Raw genomic sequence first — 24,549 nt, 5'->3', positions numbered from 1 at the left:
CTGGGCCTCGAGGCGACGGAGGAGGAGCTCGCCGCGGAGGAGGCCGCGTGGTGGAAGGAGCGGGGGATCCGCGCGTCACGCCGCGAGGCCTTCCTCGCCGCGAGCGGGCTCGACGGACCGGGGCTGCGCCGGCTGTGTGAGGCCCGGGCGCTGGAGCGGCTGGCGTTGCTGAACGCCTCGCGGCTCCTCCCGGACGGCCCCTCCTGGGACGAGGCCCTGGCCACCGAAGCCCGGCTGGGAGGCCAGTGGGAGCAGGCCGCCCGCGCGCTGGCGGAAGCGGACGAAGGGCCTGACGAAGGCGGCTGACGGCCAGCCCCCCCAAGCAATGCCAGACAGGGCCCCCGTCACGGCTGACGGTTGAGCCCTGTTTCACGCGCCCCGTGGCCTTCAGGCGCCCTGGCGGGTTGGACGCGCGTTCAGGTTCAGCCCTCCTGCTGCGTCACGAAAAAACGTGACAGCCCCGCACGGACGGGTAGGGTCAACCCCGGAGGTTGTCCGCATTGAACACCGCTCCCCGGGTGGTTCCGCCAAGTGGGTCCGCGCCGTCACCGGCTGGGCACCCTCGCGGATTGCGGGGAATCCGACCTCCGCGGTGGGGTGTGGCAGGGAAGGCACCCTCGCTGGTCCTGAAACCCTGGGAGGGTGTCCCCACCTGCCAGGTTGTGTCACGGCTGGAGTCAGGGTCATGACCACGCCGCTCCACCCGGACCAGCTCGAGGTCGGTCACCACGTCGGCCCGTGGCGCATCGTGGGCTTCCTGGGCGCGGGAGGCTTTGGCCGGGTCTTCAAGGTGGAGCGAGGCGGGCACGTCTACGCGTTGAAGCTGGCGCTGCGGCCGGCGAACCAGCACGCCCCGGATGAAGAGGACGTCAACGGGCGCATCTCACGGGAGGTGGCGGCGCTGCTCGCGTGCGCGCCGCATCCCAACCTGCCGCGAGTGCACGCGGTGGACCGCTGGCCGGAGCCGCCGGACGGCTACCTCTTCCACGTCACCGACTTCGTGGACGGCGAGACGTTCCACGAGTGGCGCTGGCGCGTGAAGCCCTCCGCCGCGCACCTGCTGACCGTCTACACGGAGGTCGTGCGGGTGTTCGCGGATCTCCACCGCCGGGGCGTGTACCACCGCGACCTGAAGGCGGACAACCTGCTCATCCGCCGCACCGATGAGCGGCCCATCCTCATCGACCTGGGCACGGCGCGCATCCCCGGGGCCTCCACGCTGACCGTGGGCGTGGCGCCCGCGTCGCCACACCTGCTGCCTCCCGAGTGCGTGGCGTTCCTGCGCGAGGGCTCCTGGAAGTCGGGAGCGAACTTCGACGCGGGCATCCCGGGCGACCTCTACGCGCTGGGCGCGCTGCTCTACGAGTCGCTGACGGACGGCTACGCCTTCGACCCGCGCCTGCCCTACGAGCGGTTGCTGCCCGCCATCGAGACGGTGGTGCCGCGCGCGCCGAAGGACATCAACCCCAAGGTCCCCTCCAGCCTGTCGGACATCGCGATGCGGCTGCTCTCCAAGCGCCCCGAGGATCGCTACTCGGGCACGGAGACGCTGCTGCAGGCGCTCTGGGACGCGGCCAAGGACAAGCGCCACTCGGACTGGAAGGTGTCCCTGGACATCCCGGCGGATCCGGACGCCTCCGGCCTGGACCGGGGCGTGGTGTCGCTGTCGCAGTACCCTGGGCGCCCCAAGGAGTCGGAGGCCGGTGCCACGGAGCCATCGGGCCCGCCGCCCACCTTGGAGCCCCCGGTGGCGCCCAAGCGGCGCCGTCGTTCCGGGGCGGTGCTCGGCCTGGGAGCACTCCTGTTGGGTCTTTTGATCTTCGGGCTGGTCCGGCGGACGCCGGACCGTCCTCCACCTGCCGTAGCGCCTGTGTCTGAGAAAGGAAGTTCGTCCGTGACCCCAACCCCGAGTCTTCCCGATGCCGCCGTGCTCGCGGTGGCCTCTTCCCCGGATGCGGGAACTTCCGCCCCGGTGGAGCCGACTCCGTCCGTGCCGCCCGAGGTCGCGAGTGCTCCCGCGAAACGCCTGCGTGGAGACGGCGGTGTCATGCGGAAGATCGCCGGAGTGGCCGTGGCGGCCTGCATGGGTGCGTCCTGCGCGGGCGGCAACGCCAACACCCGCAGGGATGATATCGAACCGTGCCCGCCGGGCGCCAAAGAGGCCATGCTGGCGTTGGATGAAGCGGGAGACGTCCCGTGGGAAGGTATCTATCTGAAAGAGAGTGAGCGTCGTGACATGGAGATCCGTGAAGGACCCATCTCAGGGCTGGTCCATAGAACCACTCGGACGGCAGGCAAGCTGCCGGTAGGAACGAAGGTTCGGGGCCGTGCGGTGTTCTGGCCGGGAAACACACGGTTTCTCTTCACGGAGGCCACCCTACCTGATGGGAAGGTCGTCCCCATCTGCATGGAGTTCGTCAATGGGTTCACCGGTCGCCTCGGCTGGCCGCAGAACTCGCTGAACTACCCAGAGGACACCGCCACAGTCCGTCACGTTCCGATCCAGATGATCGACGTGGTGAAGGTCAAGCGTCTCAACGCCCCCCTCCCCCCCCTCGAGGAGGATTAGACGCCTCGTCTCACCGCCGCCTACTCACGGAGACGGGTCATCATCAAGCGCCGGGCACGCGTAATACCCCGTGGTAGAAGAGAGCCCCTGCTTGTCCCGGTTCGAGGAGCCCTCCCCACCGTGCCCTCCTGTCTGCTCGTCGCGCTTCCAGTTCTTCTCTGGTCGACCTCTGTCCTGGCAGCTCCTTCCGTCAAGAAAGAGGGGGGGGGAGCGCTCCGCATTGAAGTGGGAGCGGAGGACACGGGGGCGCGGCCCATCCACATTGGACCCGGGGTAAGCACGACACTGCTTTTTGATACCGATATCCAGCAGGACCAGGTGAGTCTGGAATCGCGAGCGCAGTTCGCGCGGGTGAGCACAGGGAGTGCGGTTCTCGTGCTCATTCCGTCCAACGACCTGCCGCAAGGAGGGAGCTTGAAGCTGTCCATTCCCTTCAAGGATGCGGGCTCGACGCTTCCTTCGCGGCTGTCATTGACCCTGGTCGTGGATTCCGGCTCAGTGGATCGACAGGTGGAAGTCTACCGTCGAGCGCGTTCGGCGGAGTCATACCGCCTGGAAGTGCAGCAACTGCGCACGGAACTGGAGCGCTTGCGACAGGAATCCGCTTCACTCGTGGGGGCGAAGGGTGAACAGCCTGGCCTCCGGGGGCTCCTGATGTCCTCGGAGGATTTTCCTGGCCTGGCAGTCTTGCGTGCTGAGATGCAGCAGGACTGCAAGCCGCCTTGCTGGCTGCTCGTTGAAAGGAGCTACTTGTACTCGTCGGGCAGTCGAGTGGCAGTGATGTTGTTATTGCGGTCGGCCGACAAGATGCCGTGGCGCATCGGGAGGGCGGTGCTGGTGGACCAGCAAGGGAAGAAGTGGGAATCCATGCCGCCCGCCCAATCCGGGCCCCTCACAGCGGATGCCCAGTCAAGGGTTGTCTTGGAGTTCGACGTGAACAAGCCGCCGACGGGCCGCTATCAACTGGACGTCTCGAATGTGGAGGGCAACCGGGCGATGCAGTGGAATGGCCTCAAATTCCCCTGAGCCCTGAATCCTGTTTCAGTCCAGGAACCGGCGCTCCCAGCGACGTTGAGCTTCGGCATCCATCGAGGGACGGGAGTCACCCTGGAAGTACATCCAGGGTTCCAGGACGCGGGCCAGCTCACGGTAGGCGGATAGCACGGGGCTCCGCGCTGTCTCCCCCGCGTCAGGCTCAGGCCCCAGGGTGATGACCGCGCGTCCCTCTGACAGGGGCTGCACGGTCGTACCAGGACTCTTGAGCCTTTCACGGAGCGCAGCCACGCCGCCCAGTTCCGCGAGCACTGGAGGGCCCAGGAAGTTCATCCAATGGACGCCGCGGATGCGGTTGCCCAGGTGCAGGGATGCGGACTCATCGGGAACATCCATTCCGGGATGACGAAGGCGTTCGCGATGAACCCGTTCGTCGACACCCTGGAGACTGAGCTGGCCATTGAAAGCGAGGCCCGCATGCCCGGAGGTAAACGGCAGGTCCGCGGAGAGTTTCAATGCCAGCTCGCGGACGAGGACTGGCCCTTGCGACTCCAGGAACTCCGTGGGGAGCCAGAAGGTGACGGTGCTCAACACCCGTGATGCATCCGGGGAATCGGGATTCTCCCTCCACTGGCCGTCATAGATGAACTGGTAATCACCCACTCCATTGACGTGATCCGCCAGATGAACATGAGCGAACTGGGAGGAGTGGAATTCCTGCTCCAGGAACGCTCGACCAGCGCTATTGATTTTGTGGAAATCCCCTTCGTAGTCGCAATACCAATCCAGCGACGCCGGGGCGATAGCGTGCTGAAACACATGCAGGGTGTGTTCAATGTGCTGGGTGATGTCGTGGTGCGAGTGACCCAGGTAGAAGGCAATGCTGACGCCATCCTGGAGCAACATGCCCCCGTGCCCTGCACGAATCCTGATGCGTGGATGAGAACGCGTCACGGTGCTGCTCCCAGAATGGGGACGATGAGCCAGGGCCGAACTCCTAAGGCCTGCTCATACATCTGACCTTGCGTCTTCTCCACGTAAGGATGGTTGCGAGGATAACGCTTCCATCTCGGGGGATTGCTGACGGGGCACGGAAACTTGAAGTCGAAGACAGCTTCGGCCTTCAGCGGATCTCCCAAATGAATGACGACATCCGGAACGAGCGTGCCCAGGAGCTGGCTCGCTTGTCCGGAACGAAGCCATACCTCCGCTTGAGCGCGGGTGATCAACCTGAGCGCTCCCGTCTTCATGTCGTAACCGTACCGTTGCTCCAAACTGAATCCACCTGGCCGTTCGACGGATAAGAGTGCCTGCGCACAGCGGAGGGCAACAGCGTGCTTCTCTTGGCCCCACCGCATGGCCCGGGTGATGGGCTCCCCGCTTGCGTTCGTTCCCACCTGCTCCTCGCACTGCTGCACTGTCGGCGTCTTGCCGTCGAGCATCCGCAGGTTCACTTCCAGATCCGCCTGGGTCGCGCACTTCGTCAGGATCTCCCTCAAGCGGGCCTGTCCCGCCGCATCCATGACCTGCAGTGCCCCCGCCACGGACGCCCCGGCCTGCGCCGTGGCGCGAACGCCAGCGGACACGGCCATGTCCGCGCAGTACGCGGGGTTGTTCCGGCACGCGTTCGTGCCTGAATCCAACGCCTGGGCGAACTCCCGCCGCGTCTGCCCACCGCCCGCGGACTGACACCCGCAGAGCAGCAGCCAGCCCAGCAGGGCCGCCGTGTGATGAATCCTCATGGCCTCCGAGCGTGCCAGAATCCCCTCAGCCCCGTCCCCCATGCCGGGTAGGGTGCGGCTCCACACGATGACCTCCGACCTCACGCCCGAATCCCTGCGCTGCGTCCGCGCCGACGCGCGCGAGCCCGAGGGCTACCGGGCCGCCCTCGGCGACACCCGCGCGTCCCTGCTCCACACCGATCCGCCCTATTGCCTGCTCACCCGGCGGCGCAAGGGCGGCGACCTGCGCGACCCCCGCGCGAACAAGAAGATCGACCGCAACCCCATCGTCCGCTTCGAGTCCGTGCGCGACTACCGCGTCTTCTCCGAGGCCTGGCTCTCGCGCGCCACCCAGCACCTCACCCCCGACGCGCCCCTCATCATCTGGACGAACCTCCTGGGCAAGGAGCCCATCCTCTCCGCCGCGCGCGACCTGGGCTACACCCACCTGCGCGGCGAATACGTCTGGGGCAAGCGCACCACGGACAAGAACGCCAACGAGCAGCTCCTGCGCGTCTACGAGGTCGCCCTCGTCATCGCCCGCACGCCCGCGCCGCCGCTCGCGCCGGGGGACGCCCCCACCGTGTGGGCCGTCGTCGGCGGCTACGACGATGACGCGGAGGCCGTGCAGTGGGGCGGCCACCCGCACCACAAGCCCTTCTCCGTGCTGGAGCCCCTGGTCCGCACCTGGAGCCGCCCCGGCGACACCGTGCTGGATCCGTTCGCCGGCAGCGGCTCCATGCCCTCCGCCGCCCTGCGCCTGGACCGCCGCCCCGCCTGCATGGAGGTCGAACCCGAGTGGGCCGAGCGCGTCACCCACCGCCTGCGCGAAACCGCCCGTCAGCGGGCCAGCGCCCGGTAGAAGCGCGTCTCGCTCCAAGTGGGCACGTCCGTGGGACGGTGGCCCCACCAGTTCATCACCAGCGTGCGCCGCTCGCGCGAGGGCCCCGGCAGCTTGCCGTCCGGGACCTGGTTGTCCGCGTCCAGCACCCCGTGCGTCAGCGTCCCGTCGAACACCACCAGCCGGTTGGGGCGCGGCGCCACCAACGTCAAATCCTCCAGCCGGTCCGGCGCGAGCGAGGGGTTGTCCTCCGACGGCGGCTCCCGCGTCACCGCCAGCGCGCCGCCCCGCACCCGGTTGAGGAACAACACCGACGAGCGCACCGGGTGCACCAGCCTCCCCGTCGCCAACGCCAGCCGCTCGTCCCGGTCCTGGTGGAAGTCCACCCGCACGTCCGTGGCCCGCATCCGCGACAGCCACCACTCCACGCCGGCGATGCGCCAGCCCTTCGTCACCCGGGGCCGCAGCGCGTGGATGACCTCCTCCACCACGTTCTCCGGCGGCCCGAAGGCGTACCAGAACGTCGTCTGGTACGTGTGACGCAGGCGCTCCCCCTTCAGGTCCCCCACGCGGCGCGACAGCCGGCGGAAGAGGGGGAGGGGCAGGGCGGGCTCGGTGAGCTGGACGAGGGCTTCCACGATGGATCCGGAGCTTTCCCCTGAACGCGAGGTGGGCGCCACCTCCTTTCACCGGTAGGCTCCGTCCCCTCATGAAGGCCCATCAGAAGATGCTCCTCGGCATTACCGTCGGCGCGGTGGCCGGGCTCGTCTGCAACGCCGTGTTCGGGAGCGCGGGCTGGCTCACCTGGACCGTCGAGCACGTCACCAACCCCCTGGGGCAGCTCTTCATCCGGCTGCTCCTGATGCTCGTCGTGCCGCTCCTGTTCTCCGCGCTCGTCGTCGGCGTGGCGGAGCTGGACCTGAAGCAGGTGGGACGGCTGGGTGCCCGCACGCTGGGCTACACCGTCGTCTTCTCCGTCATCTCCGTGCTCATCGGCCTGCTGCTCGTCAACACGCTCAGGCCCGGGGACGGCCTGAGCGACGAGGCCCGTGCCCTGGCCCGCACGGGCACGACCATCAAGGCCGCGCCGCCCCCCGGGGACACCTCCGCGGGCGCGCTCTTCATGTCCATGGTGCCCACCAACCCGGTGAAGGCGGCGGCGGACGGGGACATGATTGGCCTCATCGTCTTCTCGCTCATCTTCGGCCTGGGCCTGGCGCTCACCCCGGGCGAGCCCGCGCAGCGGCTCAAGGACGTCGTCCAGGGGCTCTACGACGTGATGATGAAGCTCATCGACGGCGTGCTGCGGCTTGCGCCCGTGGGGGTGGGCGCGCTGCTGTTCTCCATGACGGCGCGGCTGGGCTTCCACATCCTGGGACAGCTGGCGTCGTACGTGGGCGTGGTGCTGCTGGCGCTGAGCCTCCACATGTTCGTCGTGTACTCGCTGTCCGTGCGCTTCCTGGGCGGGCGCAACCCGGTGGAGTTCTTCCGCTCCTGCCGGCTGGCCATCGTCACCGCCTTCTCCACGTCCTCCTCCAGCGCCACGCTGCCCACCGCGCTCAAGGTCGCCGAGGAGAACCTCCAGCTGCCGCGCAACGTGTCGCGCTTCGTGCTCACCGCCGGCTCCGCGATGAACCAGAACGGCACCGCGCTCTTCGAGGGCGTCACCGTCCTCTTCCTCGCGCAGGTGTACGGCGTGCAGCTGGGCCTGGGGCAGCAGGCGACCATCATGTTCATCTGCGTGCTGGCGGGCATCGGCACCGCGGGCGTGCCGGCGGGCTCCATCCCCGTCATCGCCATGATTCTCGGCATGTTCCACATCCCCGTGGAGGGGCTGGGCCTCATCCTCGGCGTGGACCGCTTCCTGGACATGTGCCGCACCGTGCTCAACGTGACGGGAGACCTGGCCGCCGCGGTGTACGTGTCGCGCGGGGAACCCCCCGACCGGCCGGTCGGCGAGGAGGCGGCGGAGTCCCCCGCGGCCTGACGTGGCGTCACCCCGGCTCCACCTTTGACCGAAGTCCCATCCGCCGTCCCCGAAGCCAAGGAGCTTCCGCCGCATGAAAATCGCCAACGGTCGCGTCGTCGCGCTCGAGTATCGCCTCCACCTGGGGGACGGGCAGGTCATCGACCAGAGTGCCCCGGGCCAGCCGCTCGCCTATCTGCACGGGCACAAGCAGATCGTCCCCGGCCTGGAGGGCGCGCTGGACGGTCTGGGGGCGGGGGAGAGCAAGCAGGTGGTGGTGAGCCCGGACCAGGGCTACGGCAACCACAACCCGGAGGGCGTGCGCACCGTCCCCCGCTCCATGCTGCCGCCGGACTTCACGCCCCAGGTGGGCCAGACGCTGATGGCGCAGACGGAGGACGGCAACATCCCCCTGCGCATCGAGACCGTGAACCCGGACTCCGTCGTGGTGGACCTGAACCACCCGCTCGCCGGCAAGACGCTCCACTTCGACGTCACCGTGCGCGAAGTGCGTGACGCGACGCAGGAAGAGCTCACGCACGGCCACGTGCACGGGCCGGGCGGCGCGCACGAGTAACGCCGCCGGACGGCACGGAGCGTTTCGCTCCTCCGGGGGGCGTGCACTATCTTGCGCCCCCCATGGCTCCTCCCGTCCCGAACCCCAGCCAGCTCCGCGTCCCCGCGCCTGACCCCGCAGCCGTCCCGGAACGGCCTGGCGCCTCCGCGGCCATGGATCCGGAGCTGTACTGGCGGGAGTACGTCTACCAGGGCGGCGCGCGGCAGCTCACCGTGCGCGCCATCATCGCCGGGATGCTCATTGGCGCGGTGATGTGTCTGTCCAACCTCTACGTCATCCTCAAGACGGGCTGGAGCCTGGGCGTCACCATCACCGCGTGCATCCTGGCCTTCGCCGTGTTCGGGACGCTGCGCTCGCTGAAGGTGCTGCGCACGGAGTTCACCGACCTGGAGAACAACGCCATGGGCTCCGTGGCGTCCGCCGCGGGCTACATGACGGGCGGCGGCAACATGGCCGCGGTGCCCGCGCTGCTGATGCTCACCGGCACGCTGCCGTCCTCCGGCTGGCTGATGGTGTGGTTCGCCGTCATCTCCGCGCTGGGCGTCTTCGCCGCCATCCCCATCAAGCGCCAGCTCATCAACATCGAGGCGCTCCCGTTCCCCACGGGCACCGCCACCGCGGAGACCATCCGCGCGCTGCACGGCCACGGGGAAGTGGCCCGCCGCAAGTCGCGGCTGCTGGGCCTGTCGGGGCTCGTGGGCGCGCTGCTGGTGCTGGTGCGCGACGCGCGCTTCTCCTGGCTGAAGAACCTGCCGGAGAAGGCGAGCCTGCCGTTCAGCATCCTCGGACGTGAGGCGGGCAAGTGGTCCCTGTCCTTCGACTTCAGCCTGCTGCTCATCGGCGCGGGCGCGCTGGTGAGCTTCCGCACCGGCTGGTCCATGTTGCTGGGCGCCATCCTCAACTACGGCTTCCTCGCGCCCGCCATGGTCGCCGAGGGCGTCATCCCGGAGGTCACGTACAAGGCCATCAACAGCTGGGCGCTGTGGACGGGCTCCGCGGTGCTGGTGTCGTCCGGCCTGCTGTCGTTCGCGTTCCAGTGGAGGAGCGTGGTGCGCTCGTTCTCCGCCCTGGGCGGCCTGGTGGGGCTCAAGCCCAAGGAGGGCGCGCGGGAGGATCCGCTGGCGGACATCGAGTGCCCCCCGTCGTGGTTCCCCCTGGGCTTCGCGCTCCTGGGCCCGGTGGCCGTGTTCCTCATGGCCTACCTCTTCCAGATTCCCTGGTGGGCCGGCGTGCTCGCGCTCCCGCTGGCGGTGGTGATGGGCGTCATCGCGTCGCGCGTGACGGGGGAGACGGACACCACGCCCACCAAGGCGCTGGGCCCCGTCACCCAGCTCATCTTCGGAGGACTCGCGCCGGGCAACATCCCCGCCAACGTGATGAGCGCCAACGCCACGGGCGGCGTGGGGTTGCACTCGGCGGACCTGCTCACGGACCTCAAGTCCGGGTGGCTTTTGGGCGCGTCGCCGCGGCAGCAGTTCTTCGCGCAGCTGTTCGGCGTGGCCGCGGGCGCCATGGTGGTGGTGCCCATCTTCAAGCTGCTGGTGCCCACCGCGGACGTGCTGGGCACCGAGCAGTTCCCCGCGCCCGCCTCCATGGTGTGGGCCGGCGTGTCGAAGATGCTCGCCTCCGGCGTGTCCGCGCTGCATCCCACCGCGCGCATGGGCGCCCTGTGCGGCGCGCTCCTGGGCATCGCGCTGGTGCTGCTGGAGCGCTGGGCCCCGTCGAAGCTGAAGGACTTCATCCCCTCCGCGTCCGGCCTGGGGCTGGCCATCGTCATCCCCGGCTCCAGCTCCATCAGCCTCTTCGTGGGCGCGGCGCTGGCGGCGTTCCTCCGGCGCGTGAAGCCCAGGCTCGCGGAGGACGCGGTGCTGCCCGTCAGCTCCGGCTTCATCGCGGGCGAAAGCCTCCTGGGCATCGCCATCGCGATGGTGAAGGCCTTCGGCTTCATGCCGAAGTAGCTACGCCCCTCAGTCCACCTTGCGGGTGGCCCAGGACACGCCCGCGACGAAGCGGAAGGTGGGCGTGTCCAACCCCGCGCCCACGCCCGGGCCGCCCATGACGTACAGGTCCAGGCTGGACAGGGCGTGGCGGCGGATGGCGATGAGCAGCTCCGCCCCCACGCGCCCGCCGTCCAGCGGGATGCCCAGCAGGGTGCTCACCTCGCCGCGCGTCGTCTCCCCCTGCAGCGACGTCACCGTGGCGCCCAGCCGCAGCTCATTGCCCACGACGTCGCGCGGGTCGTAGGACACGGGCCCCAGGTCCTGGCGCTTGCGCAGGAACACGCCGGCCTCGCCGCCCACCTGGAAGCCGTCGCCCACGTAGCCCAATTGCAGGCGTGGCTGCCACGCGTAGTCCTCGTGCGCCAGGGCCGCGCGGCTGCCCACGGGCAGGCCCGCCGTCAGCGCCACCGCCACGTTGAGGGGGGCGCCCTTCGTCTGCCGGAGCACCGCCGCCCGCGCGGTCAGCCACGGCGTGGCGATGCCCCCGGACTTCGGCCCGAAGTACTCCAGCGTGGGCTTTCCCCCCTGCGACAGGACGAAGGGCAGCTCCGCCCCCACGTCCAGCCACGACAGCACGCCAACGCCCACCGTCAGGTGGGCGCTCATCTTGTTCTCCACCAGGCCCGTGCCCTCGCCGGGCTCCCACCGGGTCTGGAAGTGCAGGGGCAGCTGCTCGTAGTGGTAGTTCAACGCCACCCGCAGCTGGCCCGGCGCCAGCGTCCGGCCCGTCCCCACCACCAGCGAGCCCAGGGCCCCCGGGTCCAGGCGCAGGCGTTGCAGGTCGAACATGGGCAGCGGGTTCTTGGGGCCGCTCTCCAGGGCGTGGGCGGAGAACGGAAGGGACAGGAGGGCAGCGGCGAGGACCGAGGCCGGACGGAACACGTGACGACTCCCAAGGCGGAGGGACGCGGACTCTAGCCAGAGTCCCCCCGCTCGAAAATCATGCACGCGGGTGCCACCGGATGTTGGTTGTCCCGCGAAAGGACCCGCGCGTCAGGCGTTGCCGGCCGCCAGGTCCTGCAATTCCTGCCATCGCGTATAGAGCCGGTCCACCTCGGCGGTGGCGGCCTCCAGGGCCTGGTTGACCTCCGCCACCTTGGAGCCCTGGCTGTAGACGGCGGGGTCGGCCAGCTTCGCCTCCAGCTCCGCCTTGCGCTTCTCCGCGGCCTCGATGGTGGCCTCCATGCCGTCCAGCTCGCGCTGGTCCTTGTAGGAGAGCTTCCCGGGCTTCTTCTGCGCGGGCTTCGCGGCGGCCTCCTCGCGGGGCGGGGGCTCGTCCTTCTTCGGCGCGGCGGCCTTGAGCGCGGCGGCCTGCGACTGCTCGCGCAGCCGCTTGTACATGTCGTAGTTGCCCTCGTAGCGGGTGACCTTGCCCTGGCCGTCGAAGGAGAGGATGGCGGTGGCCACCTTGTCCAGGAAGTACCGGTCGTGCGTCACCAGCAGCGTGCTGCCCGCGAAGTCCAGGAGCAGGCGCTCCAGGATGTTGAGCGTGACGATGTCCAGGTCGTTGGTGGGCTCGTCCAGCACCAGCACGTTGGCGCCCTCCAGGAACAGCCGCGCCAGCAGCAGCCGGTTGCGCTCGCCGCCGGACAGCGCGCCCACCTTCATGCGCTGCATGGGCACCGGGAAGAGCAGGTCCTCCAGGTAGTCGCGCAGGGCCACCTTGCGGTCCGCCAGCTCCACGTGGTCCTCGCCGTTGGAGGCCGCGTCGTACACCGTCTGGTCCGGGTCCAGCTGGGCGCGCTGCTGATCGTAGTAGGCGACCTTGGTGTTCTTCCCGATGACGAGCTTGCCGCTGTCCGCCGGGATTTCCCCCAGCATCACGCGCAGGAAGGTCGTCTTGCCCACGCCGTTGGGCCCCAGGAAGCCCACGCGCTCGCCGCGCTGGAGGCGGAAGTCCACGCCGTCCAGCACCTTGCGGTCGCCGAAGGACTTCTTCAGCCCTTCGGCCTCGATGACGGTGTGGCCCAGCCGGGGCGCCGCCACGACCTTCAGGTCCGCCACCTTGGGGCGCTGGAAGCCCTTCTCCGCCAGCAGCTTCTGCGCCCTTTCGATGCGGGCCTTGCTCTTGGTGCGCCGCGCCTCCGGGCCCTTGCGCAGCCACGCCACCTCCTGCGCAATCCAGCGCCCGCGCTTGTGCTCCGCGACTTCCGCGTTCTCCTGGGCGACGAGCTTCTGCTCCACGTAGGCCGCGTAGTTGCCGGGATAGGAGATGAGCCCGCCGCCGGGCTGGATCTCCACGATGCGGTCCACCAGGTCGTCCAGGAAGTAGCGGTCGTGCGTCACGAGCAGGAGCGCCCCGGGCAGCTTGTCCAGCTCGTCCTCCAGCCAGTCCACGGTGTCCGCGTCCAGGTGGTTGGTGGGCTCGTCCAAGAGCAGCAGGTCCGGGCGCGTGAGCAGGGCGCGGGCAATGGCCACGCGCTTGCGCAGGCCTCCGGACAGCTGCGCCACCGGCCGGTCCCAGTCCTTCACGCCCAGCCGGTCCAGCAGCGTCTTCGCGTGGTGCTCCGTGTCCCAGCCGCCCGCCTGGTCAATGCGGTCGCTCAGCGCGGACAGCTGCTCCAGCATCTTCGGGGTGGCGTTGGCGGGGTCCGCCTCCAGCTTCCGCGACAGCTCCGTGTGCGCGTCCAGCGCCTCCTTGAGCGGCGCCTGGGACACGGCCAGCTCGCTCTGCACGGTGGCGCCCTCGGGGAACTCCGGCTCCTGGGGCAGGTAGGTGACGCGCGCGCCCCGGCGCAGCTGCAGTTCGCCCAGGTCCGGCTTCGCCGCGCCGGCCAGTATCTTCATCAGCGACGACTTGCCGGAGCCGTTGACGCCCACCAGCCCCACGCGCTCGCCCTCCTCGATGGTGAAGGTGAGGCCCTCGAAGACGGTGCGGCTGCCGAAGGCGAGCTGGACGTTGGCGGCGCGGAGCAGCGTCACGGGAAGAGACCTCCTCGAAGGGGGAAAGCGAAAGGGCGCCCCCCATTGAAGCGGGGAGCGCCCTTCCTACTGCCAGAGCGGCGTCTGGGACACCCGGACTACTTGCGGGCGGCCTGCTCCGCGGCCTGCTTCTCCTTGTACTGCGCCATCAGGGCCTCCGCCTCGTTGCGCGGGACCGGCGAGTACTTGGAGAACTCCATCGTGAACTCGCCCTTGCCCTGGGTCGCGGAGCGCAGGTCGGTGGAGTAGCCGAACATCGTGTTCAGCGGCACTTCCGCCACGGCCGTGACGTAGCCCTCGGCGGTGCCCGTCTCCAGGATGGTGCCGCGGCGCTGGTTCAGCTGGCCGACGACGGAACCCTGGAAGTCCTCCGGAGCCGTGACCTCGACCTTCATGATCGGCTCGAGGATGATCGGCTTGGCGGCGGCGTAGCCCTCGCGGAAGCCCATGATGGCGGCCGTCTTGAACGCCATTTCGGACGAGTCCACCGCGTGGAACGCGCCGTCGTTGATGACCACGCGCAGGCCCACCACGGGGAAGCCGATGAGGCTGCCCTTCTTCACGGCCTCCGCGAAGCCCTTGTCGCACGCGGGGATGAACTCGCGCGGGATGGAGCCACCGACGATGTCGTCCACGAACTCGTACTGCTGCACGGCGTCCGAGGGCAGGGGCTCCACGTAGCCGCACACGCGCGCGAACTGACCGGAACCACCGGTCTGCTTCTTGTGCGTGTACGCGAACTCGCCCTTCTGGGAGATGGTCTCGCGGTAGGCCACCTGCGGCTTGCCGGCGACCACCTCGCAGTTGTACTCGCGCTTCATGCGCTCGATGTAGATCTCCAGGTGGAGCTCGCCCATGCCGCTGATGATGGTCTGCGCGGACTCTTCGTCACGGCGCACGCGGAAGGTGGGGTCTTCCTTGTGGAAGCGGTTGAGCGCCTTGGAGAAGTTCGCCAGCGTGTCGCGGTTCTTCGGCGTCACGGCCAGCGAGATGACCGCGTCCGGCACGAACATGGACGTCATCGTGTACTGCACGACGCCGTCAGTGAACGTGTCACCGGAGGCGCACTCGATGCCGAACAGCGCGACGATGTCGCCCGCCGTGGCCTCGTTCACGTCGTGCATTTCCGACGCGTGCATGCGGACGATGCGGGGAACCTTGACCTTCTTCTGGTTCACCTGGTTGACGATGAAGTCACCCTTGCTCACCTTGCCCTGGTAGATGCGCATGTAGGTGAGCTGGCCGTAGCGGCCGTCTTCCAGCTTGAACGCCAGGCCGACGAAGGGCTTGGTCGCGTCCGAATCCAGGATGACCTTGGCCTCGTTGTTCTTCTGGTCGAGGGCCTCGTTGGTCGCTTCCTTGGGGTTGGGCAGGTAGCTGCACACCGCGTTCAGGAGCAGCTGCACGCCCTTGTTCTTGTACGCGGAGCCGCACATCACCGGCGTCATCTTCAGCGCGATGGTGGCCCGGCGCACGGCGGCGCGGAGCTGGTCCTCGTTGATGGAGGCCGGGTCCATGAGGAACGCCTCGCCCAGCTCGTCGTCGACGTTGGCGATGCCTTCGATCATCTCGTCACGGCGCAGCTTGGCCTCGTCCAGCATGTCCGCGGGGATGGCCTCCTCGCGCACGTGCTCGCCGTTCTCACCGTCGAAGTAGTACGCCTTCATCGACAGCAGGTCGATGAGGCCCTGGAAGCGGTCCTCCGCGCCGATGGGGTACTGGAGCTTCACCGCGTGGTGGCCCAGCTTCTCCTTCAGCTGCGCGGCGACGCGGTCGTAGTTCGCGCCCGAGCGGTCCATCTTGTTGATGAACGCGATGCGCGGAACCTTGTAGCGCTTCATCTGCCGGTCCACCGTGATGGACTGCGACTGCACGCCCGACACGGAGCAGAGCACCAGGATGGCACCGTCGAGGACGCGGAGCGCGCGCTCCACCTCGATGGTGAAGTCCACGTGTCCCGGCGTGTCGATGAGGTTGATGTTGAAGTCGCCCCACATCGCGTACGTGGCGGCGGACTGGATGGTGATGCCCTTCTCACGCTCCAGGTCCATCGAGTCCATGATCGCGCCCACGCCGTCCTTGCCGCGGACCTCGTGGATCTCGTGGATCTTGCCCGTGTAGAACAGGATGCGCTCGGAGAGCGTCGTCTTGCCCGAGTCGATGTGGGCAGAGATACCGATGTTACGAATCTTCTCGATGGGTACGTTGGAGGCCACGATCCGGTCCTTCTTCGATTGAAAAAATTGCCTGAGGGAACAGAGCAGGCGGGGCCCTTACTTCCCACAGGACCCAGTTACCAGACAAATCCGCATGACGTGGGGCGTACATCCGCCTACGTTCCGCCGTCCCTGTTCCGACTGAGGTCTCATAACAATGAGCGCGAGCGAAAACTTCTCCCTTGCCCGGGCATGGCTCAAGGCCTTCAACGCCCACGACGTCACCGCGCTGGTTGCCCTGTACGCGGAGGATGCAACACACACCTCGCCCAAGATTCGCGTCCTGCACCCGGAGACGGGGGGGCGCCTGGTGGGCCGGCCGGCCCTGGAGCGGTGGTGGAGGGACGCCATCGCCCGGCTGCCGGGCCTGCGCTACGAGGAGACGGCCCTCACGGCGGACGGGGACCGGGTGTTCATGGAGTACCTGCGCCACGCGCCCGATGAGGCGCCCCTGCCGGTGGCGGAGGTGCTGGAGGTGAAGGGCGGGCGCATCGTCGCGTCACGCGTCTACCACGGCTAAGGTGCCCGCCATGGCGAACCCTCCCAACAGCTTCGACCGGGACTTCGGATACCTGCTGCCCTTCATGGACAAGGTGGCGGCGGCCGCCTCGAGCCTGCCGGACGCGTCCGCCCGCGAGGAGCTGGTGCGGCTGATGGCGGAGGAGAAGGTCCGCTGGGAGCGCATCCGCTCGCTGCTCCAGGGCGCCCCGGGGCGGGGCGGCGCCTCCACGGAGACTGCCTCCAGGCCGTCGGACTCGAAGGCCGCGGCGCCCGCCGTCGCGCCCCCGCTGGCCCGGGTGTCCGGGGACGGGGTGAACCGGGTGGCCCGGCTGGCGTCGGGCTTCACCGTGGGCAGCCTCAAGGACTCGCGCTAGCGCGGGGGGCTTCAGGTGCTGCTGACGCGGACCTGATCCAGCGCGTCGTAGGTGGCGGCCTTGTAGGCCTCCGACAGCGTCGGGTAGTTGAAGCAGGTCTCCACGAAGAGCTGCGCGGTGGCGCCGGTGAGCAGCGCGGTGAGCCCCACGTGCACCAGCTCCGAGGCCTGCTCGCCCAGCACGTGCACGCCCAGCAGCTTCAGGTCGTCGCGGTGGAAGAGCAGCTTCAGCATGCCCTGCCGCTCGCCGATGATCTGCCCGCGCGGGTTGGTGTCGAAGGTGGCGCGGCCGACGACGTAGGGGATGCTGCGCGCGCGCAGGGCCTCCTCCGTGTCGCCGGCCATGGACACCTCCGGGATGGTGTAGATGCCGTAGGGCAGGATGGGCGCGAGCGTGCGCTTGCCCGGGCCGAACGCGTGCTCCACGGCGATGCGGGCCTGCTCCATGGACGTGGAGGCCAGGGCGGGGAAGCCGATGACGTCCCCCACCGCGTAGATGTGCGGCACGGCCGTCTGGTACGCGAGCCCCACCTCGATCTGCCCGCGCTTGCCCTGCTTGATGCCCAGCGCCTCGATGCCCAGGCCCGTGGTGTTGGCGGTGCGGCCGGAGGCGACCAGCACCTGGTCGGCCTCCAGCACCTCGCCGGTGGACAGCTTCAGGCGGATGGGCTCCTCGTGCGACTCCGGGACGTGCGCGGACTCCACCGTCTGGCCCAGGCGCAGCCGCACGCCCAGAGACTCCATGCAGTCGCGCAAGAGCTGGCCCACCTCCGCGTCCAGGAAGGACAGCAGGTCGTTCTTCACCTCCACCAGCGTCACCGGGATGCCGAGCGCGGCGAACATGCACGCGTACTCGCAGCCGATGACGCCGCCGCCCACCACCACCAGCGTGCGGGGCAGGGTGGTGATGTCCAAAATCTCATCCGAGTCGTGCACGCGCGGATCCCCGAAGGGGTACAGCGGCGGGCGGTACGGCGTGGAGCCGGTGGCGATGAGGACCGTGCCGGCGGAGAGCTTCTCCACCTCCGCGCCGTCGCGCTTCACCACGACGGTGTGCGCGTCCAGGAAGGCGCCGGAGCCCTGGAACACCGTGACGCCGTGGCGCTGGAGGTTCTTGTGGATGCGCTCGCGCTCCATCTGCTTCACGCGGCGCTCGCGGAAGAGGAAGTCGGAGACGGTGGCCTCGTGGCGCAGCGTCGCGTCCACGCTGTAGAGGCCGCGCGCCTTGAAGCCGGACAGGTGCAGCGCCGTCTCGCGCAGTGTCTTGGAGGGAAGGGTGCCGGTGTTGGCCGCGGTGCCGCCGAGCACCGGCTCCCGCTCCACCACCGCCACCCGCTTGCCCGCGAGCGAGGCCTGTACCGCGCCCCATTCCCCCGCGGGGCCAGAGCCGATGACCACCAGGTCGAAGTCCGCCATGGGCCGCACCCTAACCCCACCGTGGGGAGCAGGGCACCGGGAAGTCACCGCACCGGCCGCGTTCCTCCGCGCCTTGCACGCGGGTCTGGCGCTCAGGCGTCCTCGGACTCGCTGACGGGGCCCGAGGGAGCACGGCCGGTGTAGTGCAGCTTCTCGCGGACCTCCGCGTCGGTGAGGAGCCGGAAGCTGCCCTCGGGAATGTCGTCCAGGGTGATGTCGCCCACCGCCTCCCGGTGGAGCGCCCGGGCGGGCAGCCCCACGGCGCCCAGCATGCGCTTCACCTGGTGGTGGCGGCCTTCGGTGAGCGTCACCTCCACCGTGTGCTCGTCGCGCACGCGCACCACGGCGGGGCGGGCGGGGCCGTCATCCAGCGTCATCCCCTGGCGCAGCGGCTCCACCTTCGCGTCGTCCGCGACGCTGAACACCGTGGCCACGTAGCGCTTGGGGAGGTTCGTCTCCGGGGACGTGCAGTGGGCCACCAGCTTGTCGTCGTTGGTGAAGAGCAGGAGGCCCGTGGTGTCCACGTCCAGCCGGCCCACGGCGTGCCAGGTGAAGCGGTTCAGCTCCAGGGGCAGCTGGGGCAGGAGGATCTCGAACACCGTGCCCGTGCGGTGCTGGCGCGCGGTGGAGGTCAGCACGCCCGCGGGCTTGTGGAAGGCCAGCACGTGCGAGGGCACCTCCTTGCGCACCGGCAGCCCGTCCACCTTGATGACGGCGTCGGGCGGCACGGGCGTGAGGGGCGTGGTCGCCACGCGGCCGTTGACGCTCACGCGGCCCGCCTTGATGGCGGCCTCCGCCTCGTCCTGGGGCATGGCGCCCGCGCGGGCGAGCGCGCGGGAGAGCCAGTCCGGCTTCTCCTTGCCCTCCCAGCGGTTGGGGCGGGGCGGGGACTTGGGGGGCCGTTCGGGCTTGCGAGGCATGGGCGCGGCACCATAGCCGCGCTCGGGCGGCGGCGTGCTGGGAGTTAATGCCGGGCCGGTTCGTCCGGATCCTCGCCCTCGGCGGAGCCCGGCGTCGGGCCCGGCTCGTCGCCGTCCGCCATGCGGTGGGACTCTTCCTCCAGACCGCCGTCCTCCGCCGTCCCGGGCGTGCGGCCAGGTTCCTCGAAGGTGTCCTCGTGGGATGGCGCCTGACGGCCAGGGCCGGGCTCGGTGCCTCCCACGATCATCGACTCATAGGGCATGTGGTTCACGCGGTGCTCCTTCCCAAACGGGGCCGGTGGTTCCCGGAAAGGTAGCGACGCATGGGCATCCCGCCGCGCGGGGGAGGGGCGTTCCCCTGCCTGCTCAGGAGTCGTCCCTGGGAGGCCCGCCCTCCTGGGGGAAGTGCTTGCGCACGGTATGCAGCGCGGCCAGCCAGAGCCGCGCCTCGTTGCGCGTGAGCCGCGAGCGGCGCAGGGGCGCGACCAGGTCCCTCACCGCCGTGCGCCCGGGCTGCTCATCCACGAGGAAGCCCCCCGTGGTCAGCAGCGCCTCCAGCGTGGCCTCCACGCGGGCCAGCTCCGCGTCCGTGGCGGCCAGGGGCAGGGGGCCCGGTGGCGGCGCGGTGTCCGCGAGGTGGGCCATGCGGACCTCGTAGGCGTAGAGCAGCACCGCCTGCGCCAGGTTGATGGAGGGCTGCTCCGGCGCGGTGGGCACCGCGGACAAATCATGGCAGCGCTCCACCTCCGCGTTGGTGAGCCCGCTGCGCTCGTCCCCGAAGACGAGCGCCACCGGCCCCTGCTTCGCCCGCGCCACCAGCTCCTCGCCCACGGCCCGGGGCGACAGCCGGCGCTTGCCCTCCACCTTGCGGGAGCTGGTCCCCACCACCCAGACGCAGTCGGACACGGCCGCGTCCAGCGTGTCCGGGCGCTTCACCCCACCCAGCACGTCCTCCGCGTGCACCGCCAGCCGGTGGGCCGGGCCCAGGTCCTCGACCTCCGGCGTCACCCAGGCCCAGTCGGACAGGCCGCAGTTCTTCAGGGCGCGGGCGGCGGCGCCCAGGTTCTCCGCGTTGCGCGGGCGCATGAGGACGAATCGGACGGGCAGCACCATGGCCGCGCACCCTAAGCCCTCGGGCACGCGTCGTGTCCACCTGGATGAGAAGGTGAGAACGGTGCGGTCCCCCTGGCGGCGGCGCTGGGCCTGAACTGGTCCGACAGTCGGACCAGTTCGGCCCCTGCCGGGCCCGGGGGCGGACCGCGGGCCCCGAAAGCCCCCCGAAGCAGCCCCCTGACGCCTCCGGCCGGTCCCTCCAGGGCCTTCCGGGGGCGTCTTTTGCGTTCCCTGCTTGTCAACGCCGCCCGGGGGATGCGAAGGCCCATGCGACATGGCCACGACTCGCAAGCCTGGACCTTCCCGCGGTGCCGCCCCCAAGTCGGGTGGGCCCCGCACGTCCCGCCCTGGCGCTCCGAAGAAGCGCAAGGACGCCAAGGGACGCGCTGACAAACCGAAGATGAGCCGCGCCCAGCACGAACGCGCGCGCCCCAACCCCAACCGCCCCCTGCGCGAGGACCTCATCCTCCAGGCGTGTCTGGAGGCCTACGGCGGCGTGCGGCGCGAGGGCCGCCTGTCCGACCGCGCGCTGGAGTTCGTGCTGCGCCGCAAGACGGCCCTCTACTCCACCGAGCGCCGCGCCGTGGCCGAGCGCGTCTACGCGCTGCTGCGCCGCCAGCGCACCGTGGACTTCCTCCTGGAGAAGGCGCACCGGAAGTTCGACGCGCTGGACCCCACGCGCCAGGACGTCATGCGGCTGGCCGCGTCCCGCATCCTCCACGGCGAGGACCCCACCTACGTCGCGCGCTCCAGCGGGCTCACCGGCCCGGACGTGTCCGTGCTCGACCGCCTGCCGGACGCCGCCGCGGAGCTGGACGCCCTGCCGGAGGCGAAGCGCTTCCCCATCGCCGCGTCGCTGCCGGACTTCCTCGCGGACCGCTTCCGCGCCGTCTTCGGCAAGGACGCAGCGCGCGCCGCCGAGGCCATGAACGAGCGCGCCCCGCTCATCATCCGCGCCAACACGCTCAAGGGCGACCGCGCCCAGCTCCAGGAGCGCCTGGCCGCCGAGGACGTGGAGTCCACGAAGCCCACCGCGCTGTCCCCCTTCGGCCTCGTCATGGAGACGCGGCTCAACCTCTTCTCCCTCCAGGACTTCAAGGACGGGGGGTTCGAGATCCAGGACGAGGGCAGCCAGCTGCTGGGCATGCTCGTGGACGCGCCCCCCACCCGCGTGGTGGACGCGTGCGCGGGCGCGGGCGGCAAGACGCTGCAACTGGCCGCGCAGATGAAGAACCGCGGCGACCTGCACGCGCTGGACGTGGACGAGGGCCGCATGGAGGACCTGCGCAAGCGCGCGCGCCGCGCGGGCGTGCACAACGTGCGCACGCAGCTCATCCCGCACGAGGGCCCGGACGCGGACGCCGCGCTCACGCCGCTCAAGGGGCTGGCGGACCGCGTGCTGGTGGACGCGCCGTGCAGCGGCACCGGCACCTTCCGCCGCAAGCCGGACGCGAGATACCGCCTCACGCCGGAGGACCTGGAGATGCACGTGGGCCGGCAGAAGGCGCTGCTCGCGCGCTTCGCCCTGCTGGTGAAGCCGGGCGGCCGGCTCATCTACGGCACGTGCAGCGTGCTGCGCGAGGAGAACGAGAACGTGGTGGAGGACTTCCTGTCCAAGCACCCCGACTTCAGCGTGCGCCCCGTGGCGGAGGTGCTGGGCGCGGAGCTGGGCGCGAAGCTGGGGCCTGGCCCCTTCCTGCGGCTGGCCCCGCACACCCACGGCACCGACGGCTTCTTCGGCGCCGTGCTCGTCAAGGCGAAGTAACCCCGCCGTCCCCAGAGGAAGAAAGGCCCTCCGTCCATGCCGCTCGCCGTCCGCTACCACGTCGCCATGCCCCGCCCGCATGCGCACCTGTTCGAGGTGGAGGCCGCCTTCCCCGCCGGGCCTGACGTGCTCGACGCGGTGATGCCGGTGTGGACGCCGGGCAGCTACCTGGTGCGCGAGTACGCCCGCCAGGTGCAGGACGTCACCGCGCGGGGCCCGGACGGCCAGCCCCTGCCGGTGCGCCGCGTGGACAAGCGCACCTGGCGCGTGGACGCGAGGGGGCAGGCCGTCACCCTGCGCTACCGCGTCTACGCGAACGAGCTGTCCGTGCGCACCAGCCACCTGGACGGCAGCCACGCCTACTTCAACGGCGCCACCGTGTTCCTCTACACGGAGGGCACGCGCGCCCTGCCCCACCACGTCACCGTGGACGCGCCCCAGGGCTGGCGCGCGTTCTGCGCGCTGGACTCGGAAGGGGCCACCTTCCACGCGCCGGACTACGACACGCTCGTGGACAGCCCCTTCGAGGTGGGCCCGCACACGCCGCTCACCTTCACCGCCGCGGGCGTGCCGCATGAGGTGGTGGTGTGGGGCGACAGCGTGCCGGACGCGGAGCGGCTGTGCGCGGACATGCAGCGCGTCTGCGAGGCCCAGGCGCGCATGTACGAAGGCCTGCCGCTGAAGCGCTACCTGTTCCTCGTCTACCTCACCGACAAGGGCCGCGGCGGGCTGGAGCACCAGGCCTCCACCGCGCTGCTCTTCCCGCGCACGGGCCTGTCCTCGAACCGGGGCTGGGAGGACTTCCTCACGCTGGTGGCGCACGAGTACTTCCACCTGTGGAACATCAAGCGGGTGAAGCCGCGCGCGCTGGTGCCCTTCGACTACTCGCAGGAGAACTACACCACGCTGCTGTGGGCCTTCGAGGGCGGCACCGCGTACTACGACAACCTCTTCGTGCGCCGCGCGGGCCTGATGTCCGCCCCGCGCTACCTGGCCCGCCTGGGGGAGACGCTCAGCCTGCTGCACTCCACCCCGGGCCGCCGCGTGCAGACGCTCACGGAGGCGTCGCTCGTCAGCTGGGTGAAGCACTACCGCCCGGACGAGCACTCCACCAACAGCGCCATCTCCTACTACCTGAAGGGCGAAGTCGTCTGCGCGCTGCTGGACCTGGAGGTGCGCCGCGCCACCCGCGACGCCAGGAGCCTGGATGACGTCATGCGGTTGCTGTGGCAACGCCATGGCGACGGCTCCGGCGTGCCGGAGGACGGCGTGGAGAGGGCCGCGAGCGAGGTGGCGGGCGTGGACCTGACGCCCTTCTTCGACCGGGCGGTGCGCTCCACGGACGACCTGGACTACGGCGTCTTCGCGCATGTGGGGCTGGAGCTGTCCTTCCGCATGCGGGAGGCCCCCAACGACAAGGGCGGCACGCCGCCGCGCCTCAAGGGCGAGCCCCGGCCGAAGGGCTGGCTGGGCGTCACGGTGCGCGGCTCCTCCACGCTGTCCACCGTGCCGGAGGGCACGCCCGCGCTGGAGGCCGGCCTGTACCCGGAGGACGACGTGGTGGCGCTGGACGGCTGGCGCGTGGACGGGGCGGGGCTCATCGCCCGCTGCGAGGACAAGCGTCCCGGCGACACCGTGCGGGTGACGCTGTTCCGCCGCGACCGCCTGCTGGAGGTGCCGGTGGTGCTGGGCCAGAAGCCCGCGGACGCCGCGTGGCTCCAGCGCGTGGAGCGCCCAAGCGACGCGCAGAAGGCCGCGTACCAGGCGTGGCTGGGCGCGCCCTGGGATGAGACTTCCAGCCCGGCGTAGGCTTGCCGGCCGCATGTCCGCCGTTCAGCGCCGCGAGTTTGCTGGGGCTCGTGCTGTACGTGCACGGAGACGCGCTGGGCTACCTTCTGCCCCGCCTGAAGCTTTCGCCGGCGCACCAACTGTTCATTGGCCAGGCCGCGGCGGTGGAAGGAGATTTCCCACTGTCGGTCAAAGCTTTGGAAGCCGCGGCGGACACGACGCCGGATGAACCCACCGCGCCGCGCGCGCGGGTGCTCCTGGCGCGCGTGCAGGGGGAGAAGTTGGGAAACGCGGTGCGCGCGGAGGAAATCCACCGGTACATCCTGCATCGCCATCCGGACACGGAGGCCGCACGTTTTGCCCATGCGCGGCTGCCGCCCGCCGCCTGACACATGCATTGCAGCACCCGTCCCCCGGTACCAGATTCATGGCATGGGACGGGTTGGGGGCGTGGGGATGGGGAAGCGGTTGAGGACGTATGGCGGGTTGGGGCTCCTCGCGAGCGTGCTGCTGACGGGCTGTGATGACGCCCCCAGCGCGAACCGCCACGAGGACACCTGCGCGGAGCCGCTGACGCTGCGCGTGGAGGTGATGTCGTCGGACGGCGCGTACATCCAGGGCGCGTCCGTGACGGCCACCAACCTGGAGAGCAACATCAGCATCACCGGCGTGACGGATGACCGCGGCGTCACCACGGCCATCAACGAAACACTCGCGCCCAGCCCCATCCGCGTGGTGGCCACGGCGGGCTCGCACGTGACGCCCGCGCAGCGCGTGGAGTGGACGTGCGACGTGTGTCACTGCACGCCTGTTCCCGCCACGGTGACACTCCAGCTCAAGGATTGAGCCGGAAGACCCGCCAGTGAGG

The 24,549-nt window shown here is 69.9% G+C and carries 22 protein-coding genes and 1 pseudogene; 13 read left to right on the top strand and 10 right to left on the bottom strand.

Translation table 11 applies throughout. The features are described 5' to 3' along the window. The 3 genes and pseudogenes from ACLEQD_RS00580 to ACLEQD_RS00570 all read left to right on the top strand — a co-directional run. Positions 1-306 (top strand): annotated as a pseudogene (locus ACLEQD_RS00580) (hypothetical protein); the annotation flags it as partial. 379 nt (positions 307-685) lie between these two features. Continuing rightward, on the top strand, positions 686-2,569 hold the full coding sequence (locus ACLEQD_RS00575; protein ID WP_410380916.1) for a serine/threonine protein kinase: 1,884 nt from the start codon (positions 686-688) through the stop codon (positions 2,567-2,569). A 120-nt stretch (positions 2,570-2,689) separates the two neighbouring features. Further along, positions 2,690-3,595: a DUF2381 family protein gene (locus ACLEQD_RS00570; protein WP_410380915.1), complete on the top strand. Its 906-nt coding sequence runs from the start codon at positions 2,690-2,692 to the stop codon at positions 3,593-3,595. Between the two features lie 15 nt (positions 3,596-3,610). Here ACLEQD_RS00570 and ACLEQD_RS00565 read toward each other — a convergent pair whose 3' ends face one another. Together ACLEQD_RS00565 and ACLEQD_RS00560 are read right to left on the bottom strand one after the other, a co-directional pair. Beyond that, positions 3,611-4,468, bottom strand: a complete 858-nt coding sequence (locus tag ACLEQD_RS00565) for a DUF3396 domain-containing protein (RefSeq protein ID WP_410380913.1) — start codon at positions 4,466-4,468, stop codon at positions 3,611-3,613. Positions 4,469-4,512: 44 nt separating this feature from the next. After that, entirely contained in the window at positions 4,513-5,304 is a 792-nt protein-coding gene (locus ACLEQD_RS00560; protein WP_410380911.1) for a hypothetical protein, read from the bottom strand. A 67-nt stretch (positions 5,305-5,371) separates the two neighbouring features. Here ACLEQD_RS00560 and ACLEQD_RS00555 point away from each other — a divergent pair, with 67 nt between their 5' ends. Next, positions 5,372-6,145 (top strand): DNA-methyltransferase, encoded by a 774-nt coding sequence (locus tag ACLEQD_RS00555; protein ID WP_410380909.1) that lies wholly within the window; start codon positions 5,372-5,374, stop codon positions 6,143-6,145. Here the strand turns inward: ACLEQD_RS00555 and ACLEQD_RS00550 are convergent. Next, positions 6,124-6,762: a hypothetical protein gene (locus tag ACLEQD_RS00550; protein ID WP_410380907.1), complete on the bottom strand. Its 639-nt coding sequence runs from the start codon at positions 6,760-6,762 to the stop codon at positions 6,124-6,126. The genes ACLEQD_RS00555 and ACLEQD_RS00550 overlap by 22 nt on opposite strands. Before the next feature lie 71 nt (positions 6,763-6,833). Between ACLEQD_RS00550 and ACLEQD_RS00545 the strand changes: the two genes are divergently transcribed. From ACLEQD_RS00545 to ACLEQD_RS00535, 3 genes are all read left to right on the top strand, one after another. Then, complete coding sequence (locus ACLEQD_RS00545; protein WP_410380905.1) at positions 6,834-8,111, top strand: dicarboxylate/amino acid:cation symporter; 1,278 nt, start codon at positions 6,834-6,836, stop codon at positions 8,109-8,111. Positions 8,112-8,184: 73 nt separating this feature from the next. Then, a complete protein-coding gene (locus tag ACLEQD_RS00540) occupies positions 8,185-8,667 on the top strand; it encodes an FKBP-type peptidyl-prolyl cis-trans isomerase (protein WP_410380903.1) in 483 nt (160 codons plus the stop codon). A 62-nt stretch (positions 8,668-8,729) separates the two neighbouring features. Continuing rightward, positions 8,730-10,625: an OPT family oligopeptide transporter gene (locus ACLEQD_RS00535; RefSeq protein WP_410380900.1), complete on the top strand. Its 1,896-nt coding sequence runs from the start codon at positions 8,730-8,732 to the stop codon at positions 10,623-10,625. Between the two features lie 9 nt (positions 10,626-10,634). Here ACLEQD_RS00535 and ACLEQD_RS00530 read toward each other — a convergent pair whose 3' ends face one another. The 3 genes from ACLEQD_RS00530 to fusA form a co-directional block, all read right to left on the bottom strand. Continuing rightward, entirely contained in the window at positions 10,635-11,549 is a 915-nt protein-coding gene (locus ACLEQD_RS00530) for a flagellar motor protein MotB (RefSeq protein ID WP_410380898.1), read from the bottom strand. A gap of 111 nt (positions 11,550-11,660) precedes the next feature. After that, positions 11,661-13,589: an ABC-F family ATP-binding cassette domain-containing protein gene (locus tag ACLEQD_RS00525; protein ID WP_410380896.1), complete on the bottom strand. Its 1,929-nt coding sequence runs from the start codon at positions 13,587-13,589 to the stop codon at positions 11,661-11,663. Between the two features lie 98 nt (positions 13,590-13,687). Next, positions 13,688-15,805 carry an elongation factor G gene (gene fusA, locus ACLEQD_RS00520; protein ID WP_410380894.1) on the bottom strand — a complete coding sequence of 706 codons (2,118 nt, stop codon included), beginning with the start codon at positions 15,803-15,805 and terminating at the stop codon, positions 13,688-13,690. Positions 15,806-15,962: 157 nt separating this feature from the next. Between fusA and ACLEQD_RS00515 the strand changes: the two genes are divergently transcribed. Beyond that, the gene (locus tag ACLEQD_RS00515; protein WP_120622385.1) at positions 15,963-16,325 is read left to right on the top strand and encodes a nuclear transport factor 2 family protein; all 363 of its coding nucleotides are present in this window, start codon (positions 15,963-15,965) and stop codon (positions 16,323-16,325) included. 10 nt (positions 16,326-16,335) lie between these two features. Then, the gene (locus ACLEQD_RS00510) at positions 16,336-16,680 is read left to right on the top strand and encodes a hypothetical protein (protein WP_410380892.1); all 345 of its coding nucleotides are present in this window, start codon (positions 16,336-16,338) and stop codon (positions 16,678-16,680) included. Positions 16,681-16,691: 11 nt separating this feature from the next. Here the strand turns inward: ACLEQD_RS00510 and sthA are convergent, their stop codons facing one another. The 4 genes from sthA to ACLEQD_RS00490 all read right to left on the bottom strand — a co-directional run bounded on the left by sthA (position 16,692) and on the right by ACLEQD_RS00490 (position 20,128). Continuing rightward, positions 16,692-18,095: a Si-specific NAD(P)(+) transhydrogenase gene (gene sthA / locus ACLEQD_RS00505; RefSeq protein ID WP_410380890.1), complete on the bottom strand. Its 1,404-nt coding sequence runs from the start codon at positions 18,093-18,095 to the stop codon at positions 16,692-16,694. Between the two features lie 92 nt (positions 18,096-18,187). After that, positions 18,188-19,015, bottom strand: a complete 828-nt coding sequence (locus ACLEQD_RS00500; RefSeq protein WP_410380888.1) for a pseudouridine synthase — start codon at positions 19,013-19,015, stop codon at positions 18,188-18,190. A 44-nt stretch (positions 19,016-19,059) separates the two neighbouring features. Beyond that, the gene (locus ACLEQD_RS00495) at positions 19,060-19,287 is read right to left on the bottom strand and encodes a hypothetical protein (RefSeq protein WP_410380886.1); all 228 of its coding nucleotides are present in this window, start codon (positions 19,285-19,287) and stop codon (positions 19,060-19,062) included. Positions 19,288-19,381: 94 nt separating this feature from the next. Continuing rightward, positions 19,382-20,128, bottom strand: coding sequence for an RNA methyltransferase (locus tag ACLEQD_RS00490; RefSeq protein WP_410380884.1), 747 nt, complete (start codon positions 20,126-20,128; stop codon positions 19,382-19,384). Positions 20,129-20,528: 400 nt separating this feature from the next. Between ACLEQD_RS00490 and ACLEQD_RS00485 the strand changes: the two genes are divergently transcribed. From ACLEQD_RS00485 to ACLEQD_RS00470, 4 genes are read left to right on the top strand one after another with little or no spacing between them, the layout of a single operon-like run. Further along, entirely contained in the window at positions 20,529-21,893 is a 1,365-nt protein-coding gene (locus tag ACLEQD_RS00485; RefSeq protein WP_410380883.1) for an RsmB/NOP family class I SAM-dependent RNA methyltransferase, read from the top strand. A gap of 36 nt (positions 21,894-21,929) precedes the next feature. Then, on the top strand, positions 21,930-23,702 hold the full coding sequence (locus ACLEQD_RS00480; RefSeq protein WP_410380880.1) for a M61 family metallopeptidase: 1,773 nt from the start codon (positions 21,930-21,932) through the stop codon (positions 23,700-23,702). Positions 23,703-23,752: 50 nt separating this feature from the next. Then, complete coding sequence (locus ACLEQD_RS00475; protein WP_410380878.1) at positions 23,753-24,070, top strand: tetratricopeptide repeat protein; 318 nt, start codon at positions 23,753-23,755, stop codon at positions 24,068-24,070. A gap of 43 nt (positions 24,071-24,113) precedes the next feature. Continuing rightward, on the top strand, positions 24,114-24,527 hold the full coding sequence (locus ACLEQD_RS00470; protein WP_410380876.1) for a carboxypeptidase-like regulatory domain-containing protein: 414 nt from the start codon (positions 24,114-24,116) through the stop codon (positions 24,525-24,527). Positions 24,528-24,549 lie beyond the last annotated feature (22 nt).

It is taken from the genome of Corallococcus sp. 4LFB, assembly GCF_046520365.1.
Lineage (GTDB): Bacteria > Myxococcota > Myxococcia > Myxococcales > Myxococcaceae > Corallococcus > Corallococcus caeni.
Note: the sequence above shows the minus strand (reverse complement) of the source record. Positions and strands in the feature narration are given on the sequence as shown.

Coding starts and splice junctions, on each gene's coding strand:
- ACLEQD_RS00575 (WP_410380916.1), top strand. CDS start 686: ATGACCACGCCGCTCCACCCGGACCAGCTCGAGGTCGGTCACCACGTC.
- ACLEQD_RS00565 (WP_410380913.1), bottom strand. CDS start 4,468: ATGTTGCTCCAGGATGGCGTCAGCATTGCCTTCTACCTGGGTCACTCG.
- ACLEQD_RS00560 (WP_410380911.1), bottom strand. CDS start 5,304: ATGAGGATTCATCACACGGCGGCCCTGCTGGGCTGGCTGCTGCTCTGC.
- ACLEQD_RS00555 (WP_410380909.1), top strand. CDS start 5,372: ATGACCTCCGACCTCACGCCCGAATCCCTGCGCTGCGTCCGCGCCGAC.
- ACLEQD_RS00545 (WP_410380905.1), top strand. CDS start 6,834: ATGAAGGCCCATCAGAAGATGCTCCTCGGCATTACCGTCGGCGCGGTG.
- ACLEQD_RS00540 (WP_410380903.1), top strand. CDS start 8,185: ATGAAAATCGCCAACGGTCGCGTCGTCGCGCTCGAGTATCGCCTCCAC.
- ACLEQD_RS00535 (WP_410380900.1), top strand. CDS start 8,730: ATGGCTCCTCCCGTCCCGAACCCCAGCCAGCTCCGCGTCCCCGCGCCT.
- ACLEQD_RS00515 (WP_120622385.1), top strand. CDS start 15,963: ATGAGCGCGAGCGAAAACTTCTCCCTTGCCCGGGCATGGCTCAAGGCC.
- ACLEQD_RS00510 (WP_410380892.1), top strand. CDS start 16,336: ATGGCGAACCCTCCCAACAGCTTCGACCGGGACTTCGGATACCTGCTG.
- sthA (WP_410380890.1), bottom strand. CDS start 18,095: ATGGCGGACTTCGACCTGGTGGTCATCGGCTCTGGCCCCGCGGGGGAA.
- ACLEQD_RS00500 (WP_410380888.1), bottom strand. CDS start 19,015: ATGCCTCGCAAGCCCGAACGGCCCCCCAAGTCCCCGCCCCGCCCCAAC.
- ACLEQD_RS00490 (WP_410380884.1), bottom strand. CDS start 20,128: ATGGTGCTGCCCGTCCGATTCGTCCTCATGCGCCCGCGCAACGCGGAG.
- ACLEQD_RS00485 (WP_410380883.1), top strand. CDS start 20,529: ATGAGCCGCGCCCAGCACGAACGCGCGCGCCCCAACCCCAACCGCCCC.
- ACLEQD_RS00480 (WP_410380880.1), top strand. CDS start 21,930: ATGCCGCTCGCCGTCCGCTACCACGTCGCCATGCCCCGCCCGCATGCG.
- ACLEQD_RS00470 (WP_410380876.1), top strand. CDS start 24,114: ATGGGACGGGTTGGGGGCGTGGGGATGGGGAAGCGGTTGAGGACGTAT.